This window comes from Roseiarcus sp., from assembly GCF_052145395.1.
Classification (GTDB): Bacteria; Pseudomonadota; Alphaproteobacteria; order Rhizobiales; family Beijerinckiaceae; genus Roseiarcus.
In genome coordinates, this window is record NZ_JBKQOT010000472.1 from 1 (window position 1) to 7513 (window position 7513).

Here is a 7513-nt window from a genome sequence, read left to right on the forward strand (position 1 = left end):
GATCGCCTGGCATGAGCCAACGCCCTCCCCGGCCCCGCGCCTTCCGGCTCGACGACGTCCGCATTGCGGTCGACGACGCGCCCGCGCCGCCGACGCCCGCCGCAATCATCCAGTCGCAGCATGAGCCGATCCCGCCCACGACCGCGCCGCCGCCGATCGACGAGGCGGAGCTCGGAGTCGAGGCGGCGCAGAAGTCCGGGCTCCTCTCGCGCTGGCGCTTCAGCCTCGGCGGCCATTTCTGGACGGGCGTCGCGGGGCTCGCCTCGCTCGCCTTCGGCCTCTGGACGACGAACCTGATCGAGGGCCTGTTCGCCAAGGCCGAATCGCTGGGCCTCATCGGCCTCGCCTTCGGAATCCTGTTCGGGATCGGCCTTATCGGGCTGATCGCGCGCGAAGCCTTCGCGGTCTCCCGCCAGACCAAGATCGCCGAGATGCACGTCGCCTTCGCCGCGGCCCGCGCCGCCGACGACCGCAACGGCGCGCGAAAGCTGGTGGCGAAGCTCATCGCGCTCTACCGCGACCGGCCGGAGACTGCGCGCGCCCGCGCGCAAGTTCAGGAGGCGGCCCAGGCGATCATCGACGGGCGCGACCTCATCGACGTCGCCGAGCGCGCGCTCCTGAGGCCGCTCGACGACAGGGCGCAGGCAGAGATCGCCAAGGCCGCCAAGGCCGTCTCGCTTGTCACCGCCATCAGCCCGAGGGCGATCCTCGACGTGATCTTCGTCATCGCCCAGATCATCCGTCTCGTGCGGCGGATCGCCGAGATCTACGGCGGCCGGCCCGGCTTTTTGGGCCTGATCAAGCTCGCCCGCTCGATCGGCGCCCACATCGCCATCACCGGCGGCATGGCGGTCGGCGACAGCATCATCCAGCAGATCGTCGGGCACGGCATCGCCTCGCGCATCTCGGCCAAGATGGGCGAAGGCGTGCTGAACGGCCTCTTGACCGCCCGCGTCGGCCTCTCGGCCCTCGCCGTCTGCCGCCCCGCCCCCTTCGCCGTGTCAAAACCCCCCGGCGTCTCCGACGTCGCGCCGTTTTTGTTTAGCGGCAAGGGCGAGTGAGCCTGGAGCCGCGCTCGGCGAGCGAGGCGGATGCGAAGGGGCGCTCCAAACGGCGTCCGAGAGGACGCCGCGTCGCTGGAAAGCACGGCGCAGCGCGGCTAGGTCGCGGCCTTCAGCGCAGGATTGAGGTGGGACGGCAGAACGCCAAGGTTGTGCCGCCAGTGGATCGCCCCAAGTATGGCGATGTCGTAATATTCCGCGCGCCAGTTCCGAAACTCGGCGGCCGCCAGGAACGAATCCGGCAGGCTCGGAATATATTTGCCCGGGAAATAGGGCATTCCGACTTTTCGCGCCACCCCCAGGGATTCGTGAAAGGAATGCATGCCGCCGCCGACCAGATAGCCAATGATGGCGAACACATATTGTTTAAGCCTCTCGCCAGTCAGGCCTCCGTTCTGGCTGAAAGCCAGCGCGGCCTGTAGGCAGGTCCCGGTGGTTCCCGAGATGCCGGCCCCGAACAGCAGATTTCGCGTATCGAGATCGTCGTAATAGTCGTCGGCGGCCGGCTCGCGGGTGCGGTTGACGTCACGCGCGAACATGTCGACCCCGCGGGCGCGCGGAACGGCGGTCTGGCCGACGTTGCCGCCCACGACGTCGGAGAGGCCCTGCTGCGTCGTCATGACGCCACCGAACGTGTTCGACCCGGGCTGCTGGGCCTTTGGAATGTCGAGGCGGCCGCGCTTGTTCTTGTCGTCGAACCAGTCCTGTCGCAGGACTGGTCCGTAGCTCTCATAGGTCTTCCGCACCGGGTCGCCGGGCCCGAAGTTCACGCCCTTCGCCGAGTCGAATAGGACTTTCCGGCAGAAGGTCTCGTGAAGGCCGACGCGCTGGTCGACCCGGCCGCTTTTCAGCGCGCCCATGATGCCCTGGTAGACCCTGTCGACCCCCACGACCTTCTTGTCGAGTTCGCTGATGCGGCCGAAGCCCTGCCCGCCATTGGTATAGTAGTAATGGCCGATGCCGTCGTAAACGGCCTGCTTGAACGCTTTCGGCGTTGTCGTCCGGGTGTAGATCAGCCGGTCGATATACGCGAGGAGCTCGCCGGTGACATGGTCGAGCGCCGATTTCGTCAGGGCCGGCAGGTTGAGCGCATAAAGTCCGAGCGCCGATTCGGCGAGACGTCGGCGATCCTGGCTGACGAAGCCGTCATACGACCGCAGTCCGCCGGCGTTCGGCCTTGCGCGATCCTCGCCAAAACGGGCGTAGACGACCTTCCCCAACGGCGTGATCGCCCAAGGGACGAAGGCTCCGTCGCCGTCGCCGTAAATCGCCGGCTCGCCGGGCACGAACCGCGGGAGGAGACCGTTCGGCGATTCCACGCGTTTATAGCCTGGGTCTTTGGCGTCGTAGCTGCGCAGGAAAAATGTCGCCATGACCCGACCTCCATTCCTTCGACTGGATGCGGGCTGGTTTGGGTCGGCCAGTTGGCCGTTGCCCCCTCCTTGCACAAGCGAGCCCCGCCGAGCGCCCGTCGTCCCCACGCCATCGGCACGGCGAGCATGCTTCAGCCAGCGCAATCGGGCAAGGGCGGTCTGCGAGACGAGGCCGAGCGACGCTGTCCGCGGGGCGGCGCGGCGGAAACGAGCCGCGCGCCCCACCGGCGCCGTGGGGATGCGGAACTCGCGCCCCGGAAAGGGAGCCCATGCCCGACAGCGAGGCGGTCAACGTATCGCGCTTGATCGACGATGGGCCGATCCGGAAGCGTTCATACGGATAGATGAGATTCATAATTATAATCAGCTTATCATAAGCGTTTCCTAATGTCAAAGTTTAAGGGAGATCAAGGCCGATAACGCTGCCTCACACCGCGCCAGGCGGGGGCTCAGAGCGAAAAAGTGACAGAAGTTGGCGCCTAACCCTTTGAATTCGGGCGCGCGAAGCCATTTGGGGGCGGCCTCTCATCGCGGCGGCGCGTAGGGCGGCTTGTCGACTTGGGCCGCCCTGACGCTGTCGACGTATGACGCCATTTCCACGATGAGGCCGGTGCGGACCCGGAAGCAGACCCACTCGTCAACCTGGGCAATCTCCCCCGCTCCCCGGTTGCGGACCCTGATCGTCCGGTGAACGGCGATCCGATCGCCGTCGACGACCATTTCATGGACCTCGCCGCCCAGATCCTCGAACTCGACGTTCACCAGCCGGAGCGACTCGGCGAACGTGGCGCGGTCGCAGCGGTCCGCCATGAGCGGCGCCTTGGTCCAGGTCCCGAGCGGATTGTAGACGAAGTCCGGCGCCAGACGGCCGAGCATCGCGGCAGAGTCGCCCTTCGCCCGCAGGGCGAAGAAACCGCGGGCGGCGCGCTCCATGGCCATCCGCTCGCGGACGCTTGCGGGCGCTCCGTTCTCCGTCTCCCCGGACGCCGCCGCATCCGTACGGACCGCGCCGCGCTGGGACGGCGGCTCGGCCGCCGCCGGGCTCCGCGCCCGGGCGCCTGCATGCGGGTGAACCTCGACGAGGCCGCCGGGCAAAAGCCGCGCCGCCCTTGCCGCATCGACATACATCGCCGCCTCGGCCAAGAGTTCCTCGCGGAAGCGGAAATAGAACCAGATGTCGAATTCGACCGGCGCGCCGGCGCCCCGGTTGCGCGCGGAGACGGTCACATGCGCGGCGACAGATTCCCCTTCGACCAGAAATTCGTGGCTGTCCCATTCGACAAGGTCGAATTCGGCGTTGACCCTTGCCACCGCCCCGGTGAACTGTGAGCGGCTCATCGGGCCGCCATAATAGGGCCACATCGGCCAAGCGCCCCGCGCCCGATAAACGAAGTCCGGAGCGAGCCGCGCCGCCAAACCCTGCAGGTCGCCTCTCGACCGCAAATCCAGCAATTCCCGCACCCGCCACTCGATGACTTTTCGCCGGTCCGGCCCGATTTGGACCGGCCCCCCCGGAACGTCCAGCATCATAGCCCCTCGCCCTCCCAGTGCACCCAATCGCTCATCGACCCCGCCAAGCCGCTTAGCACAGCCTGAACGCCGCGGCATTGATCTGAAACATAGGGGACGGGCGCAGTCGGTGGAAGCTGGGTAGAATGTCGACGCTATGCGGACGGCCGGTCGCGGGTCCGCATGATCGCGGCGTTGAGCTCGCCGCCAAATACGAACAGGAGCGCGACCCAATACAGATAGACGAGCGCGATCATCACCGAGGCGAGGCCCGCGTACATCGAGATGTAGTTACGGACGTACTCCGTCAGATAGGCGCCGAAGGCCTCGCCGAACACGATGCTGGCGACGAACGTCAGCAGGACGCCCGGAACGAGATCGATGAATCTCGGCCGGTGGGCGGGCAGGATCCGATGAGCGAGGAGCAACGACATCGCGAGCATGAACCCCGCGACGCCGAGGCGCGCGAAATTCAGCAGGTTGCGGGCGTCGGCGATCCAAGGCATCCACTCGGTGAGCGAGTCGAGAATCAGAGGCCCGAGCACGACGAGGAAGGCGAGCGCCAGAAGCGCCAGCGAGCCCACCAGAACGAGCCCGAGCGATTGCAGCCTGAGAAGCCACCAGGGCCGCTTCTCGACGAGGCCGTAGGCGCGATTAAGCCCAACCCGGAGCGCCTCGATCGCGCTCGAGGCGAAATAGAACGACAGCACCGCCCCGAGGGTCAGCAGCCCGCCCCTCGGCGCAGTCAGGACGCTCTCCACCTCCTGGGAGATCGGTCGGGCGACGACCTCGGGCCATTCGGTGAAGATGAGCTTTGCGGCCTCCTTCGCCAATTCCGCCGAGCCGAGGAATCCCGCCACAGCGCCGACGAAGATCAGGAACGGGAACAGCGACATGAGCAGGGTCAGGCCGATGTAGCTGGCGATTGCCCAGCCGTCATCGGCGGCGAACTTCTCCGCCGCGCTCCAAATGATCGACGCCATCTTGCGCACAACCTTCCCTCGCTGGACGCCTGCGATCCCGCCCCTGCCTCGACATTGTGGCCGCACAGGAAACCGAACGCCACCCGCCCGTCCGCTGTTCCCCTTCATTGACGACGAAAGGACGCATTGCAACCGCCCCGCGGCGGACGCATGTTGCGCCGCAGCAGCGACGAATGCCCATGTAAGGAGAAACGCCCGTGACGCTCGACGATCTTGGCCGCCAGGCCCAGTTCACCGCGGAAGGCCTGCTGGAATGCGCCGTGACCGCCGTTCGCGAACGGGTCAGCGCGCACGGCAAGCTCAGCGCCGCCAAGATCGAGGCCGAACAGCACGCCGCCCATGGGCTCGCGTGGCTCGCCACCTACGTCGAGGCGACCAAGGAACTGGCCGCTTACGCCCGACGCATGCACGAGGAGGGCCGCCTCGGCCCGACTGAGGAACTGATGACGCGGATCGGCCTCGGCGAATACCTCGCCCAGATTTTCGGCGGCATCCCGATGAACCAGGGCGAGATCGTCCGCCTCGCCGACTTCGGCCTCAGCGAGTCCGACATCGAACCGTTCCGCGACGAGGCGGTCGTCGACGCGCTGATTAAGGGCGGCAACACGCCGCAGAATCGCGCCGCGCTTGTCGAGCTCATCAGGCATGCGCCGGAGGGCGCGATCGGCGACCCCGGCCTCGACGAGACTTTTGAGGCGATCCGCGGAGAAATGCGCCGATTCGCCGACGCCGAGGTCGTTCCCAACGCCCAGCGCTGGCATCGCGCCAACGCCTACATCCCGCTCGAGGTCATCGGGGGCCTGTCGGAGATGGGCGTGTTCGGCCTCACCATCCCCGAGACCTATGGCGGCATGGGGCTCGGCAAGGTCGCGATGTGCGTCGTCTCCGAGGAGCTTTCGCGCGGCTATATCGGCGTCGGATCGCTCGGAACGAGATCGGAGATCGCAGCCGAACTCATCATGGTCGGCGGCACCGAAGCGCAGAAGCAAAAGTACCTGCCCAAAATCGCCTGCGGCGAAATCCTGCCGACGGCGGTGTTCACCGAGCCGAACACCGGCTCGGACCTCGCAAGCCTCCGGACGAGGGCAGTGCGCGAAGGCGACCACTACGTGGTCAACGGCGCCAAGACGTGGATCACCCACCCGGTCCGCGCCGACCTGATGACTCTGCTCGTCCGCACCAACCCGGAGGAGAAGGGCTACAAGGGCCTCTCGATGGTGCTCGCCGAGAAGCCGCGCGGGACCGACTCGGATCCGTTCCCCGCCAAGGGCATGTCGGGCGGCGAGATCGAGGTGCTCGGCTACCGCGGCATGAAGGAATATGAGATCGCCTTCGACGGCTTCCGCGTCCCCGCCGACGCTATCCTCGGCGGCGTCGAAGGACAGGGTTTCAAGCAGCTCATGGAGACCTTCGAGTCGGCCCGGATTCAGACCGCAGCGCGCGCGGTCGGGGTCGCCCAGTGCGCCTTCGAGCTCGGCCTGCGCTACGCCAAGGAGCGCGTGCAGTTCGGCAAGACGCTCATCCACTTTCCTCGCGTCGCCGACAAGCTGGCGATGATGGCGGTCGAGATCCACATCGCTCGCCAGATCACTTATTTCGCCGGCCGCGCCAAGGACGAGGGCCGGCGCTGCGACCTCGAGGCGGGCATGGCGAAGCTTTTGGCCGCGCGGGTGGCCTGGGCCGCCGCGGACAACGCGCTGCAGATCCACGGCGGCAACGGATTCGCGCTCGAGTATCCGATTTCCCGGGTGCTGTGCGATGCGCGCATCCTCAACATTTTCGAGGGCGCGGCCGAAATCCAGGCGCAGGTGATCGCGCGCCGCCTGCTCGAAGGCGGAAACTGAACCCGAGGCGCGGCCGCCGGAAGACGGCCGCGCCCCGCGCTCCGGCGAGACGCCAAATCTGCTGGCTTGTCGTGCATGGGCCGCAGACGCGCCGATTGTCGCCGCCTGTCGCGCCCCTCTCTGCCGACTGGAAGACAAGCGAACCGCCGGTGGGCCGGGATCAGAGCTTTTCGATCCGGACGGGGGCGACGCCCGATTGCTTGAACCCCAGAGCCGACGCCGCCGCGACCGACACGTCGATGATCCGGCCCCGAATGAACGGCCCGCGGTCGATAATCTTCACGACCGTCGTGCGGCCGTTTGCCAAATTCGTCACCCGCACTTGCGACCCAAACGGCAGAGTGCGATGTGCGGCGATCAGTCCACCTTTATGAGGATATTGGTAATATGAAGCCAAACCTAGTTCGCCGGCCGCAGCCGTACCTGTAAAACCACAGAGCAACGCGAAAGCAACCACGTACTTCTTCATCTACAAGGCCTCGTTTCCGTTGACGGAAGCCGGGCCCTCTCGCAGCTGGATATGGCGAAATAACGGCATCGTTCGTTTCCATTGGTCGACATCGCCTTTAATCTGATTGGTTGGTCAGCGTTCGACTTTCGGGACGGGTCGGCCTAAGCCGAACTTCCGGTGTTTGTGAGCGCAAGTCATTGACGTGACTCGACGGGCGCATCGCGTTCTGCCTACGCGGCGATTTTGAGGCCGAGGAGATCGAAGGCGCGGGCTTGGATGGGGGTCGGTCTCG

General features: G+C 66.4%; 6 protein-coding genes. 2 read left to right on the top strand and 4 right to left on the bottom strand.

Going from position 1 to position 7513, the window contains the following annotated elements; genetic code table 11:
• Positions 1-1061, top strand: a 1061-nt coding sequence (locus ACLP25_RS16090) for a YcjF family protein (RefSeq protein ID WP_442470191.1), incomplete at its 5' end; no start/stop codon positions are given.
• Positions 1062-1159: 98 nt separating this feature from the next.
• Here ACLP25_RS16090 and ACLP25_RS16095 read toward each other — a convergent pair.
• From ACLP25_RS16095 to ACLP25_RS16105, 3 genes are all read right to left on the bottom strand, one after another.
• On the bottom strand, positions 1160-2434 hold the full coding sequence (locus ACLP25_RS16095; protein ID WP_442470192.1) for a hypothetical protein: 1275 nt from the start codon (positions 2432-2434) through the stop codon (positions 1160-1162).
• A 525-nt stretch (positions 2435-2959) separates the two neighbouring features.
• Positions 2960-3964: a nuclear transport factor 2 family protein gene (locus tag ACLP25_RS16100; protein WP_442470193.1), complete on the bottom strand. Its 1005-nt coding sequence runs from the start codon at positions 3962-3964 to the stop codon at positions 2960-2962.
• Between the two features lie 134 nt (positions 3965-4098).
• Positions 4099-4926, bottom strand: coding sequence for a YihY/virulence factor BrkB family protein (locus ACLP25_RS16105; protein ID WP_442470194.1), 828 nt, complete (start codon positions 4924-4926; stop codon positions 4099-4101).
• Between the two features lie 197 nt (positions 4927-5123).
• On the opposite strand from ACLP25_RS16105, the gene ACLP25_RS16110 reads away from it, so the two are divergent.
• Positions 5124-6770 (top strand): acyl-CoA dehydrogenase family protein, encoded by a 1647-nt coding sequence (locus ACLP25_RS16110; RefSeq protein WP_442470195.1) that lies wholly within the window; start codon positions 5124-5126, stop codon positions 6768-6770.
• Positions 6771-6930: 160 nt separating this feature from the next.
• Here ACLP25_RS16110 and ACLP25_RS16115 read toward each other — a convergent pair whose 3' ends face one another.
• Positions 6931-7239, bottom strand: coding sequence for a septal ring lytic transglycosylase RlpA family protein (locus tag ACLP25_RS16115; RefSeq protein ID WP_442470196.1), 309 nt, complete (start codon positions 7237-7239; stop codon positions 6931-6933).
• Positions 7240-7513: the final 274 nt, after the last annotated feature.

Bases quoted from the DNA above. Each gene is read 5' to 3' on its own strand.
- ACLP25_RS16095 (WP_442470192.1), bottom strand. From the start codon at position 2,434: ATGGCGACATTTTTCCTGCGCAGCTACGACGCCAAAGACCCAGGCTAT.
- ACLP25_RS16100 (WP_442470193.1), bottom strand. From the start codon at position 3,964: ATGATGCTGGACGTTCCGGGGGGGCCGGTCCAAATCGGGCCGGACCGG.
- ACLP25_RS16105 (WP_442470194.1), bottom strand. From the start codon at position 4,926: ATGGCGTCGATCATTTGGAGCGCGGCGGAGAAGTTCGCCGCCGATGAC.
- ACLP25_RS16115 (WP_442470196.1), bottom strand. From the start codon at position 7,239: ATGAAGAAGTACGTGGTTGCTTTCGCGTTGCTCTGTGGTTTTACAGGT.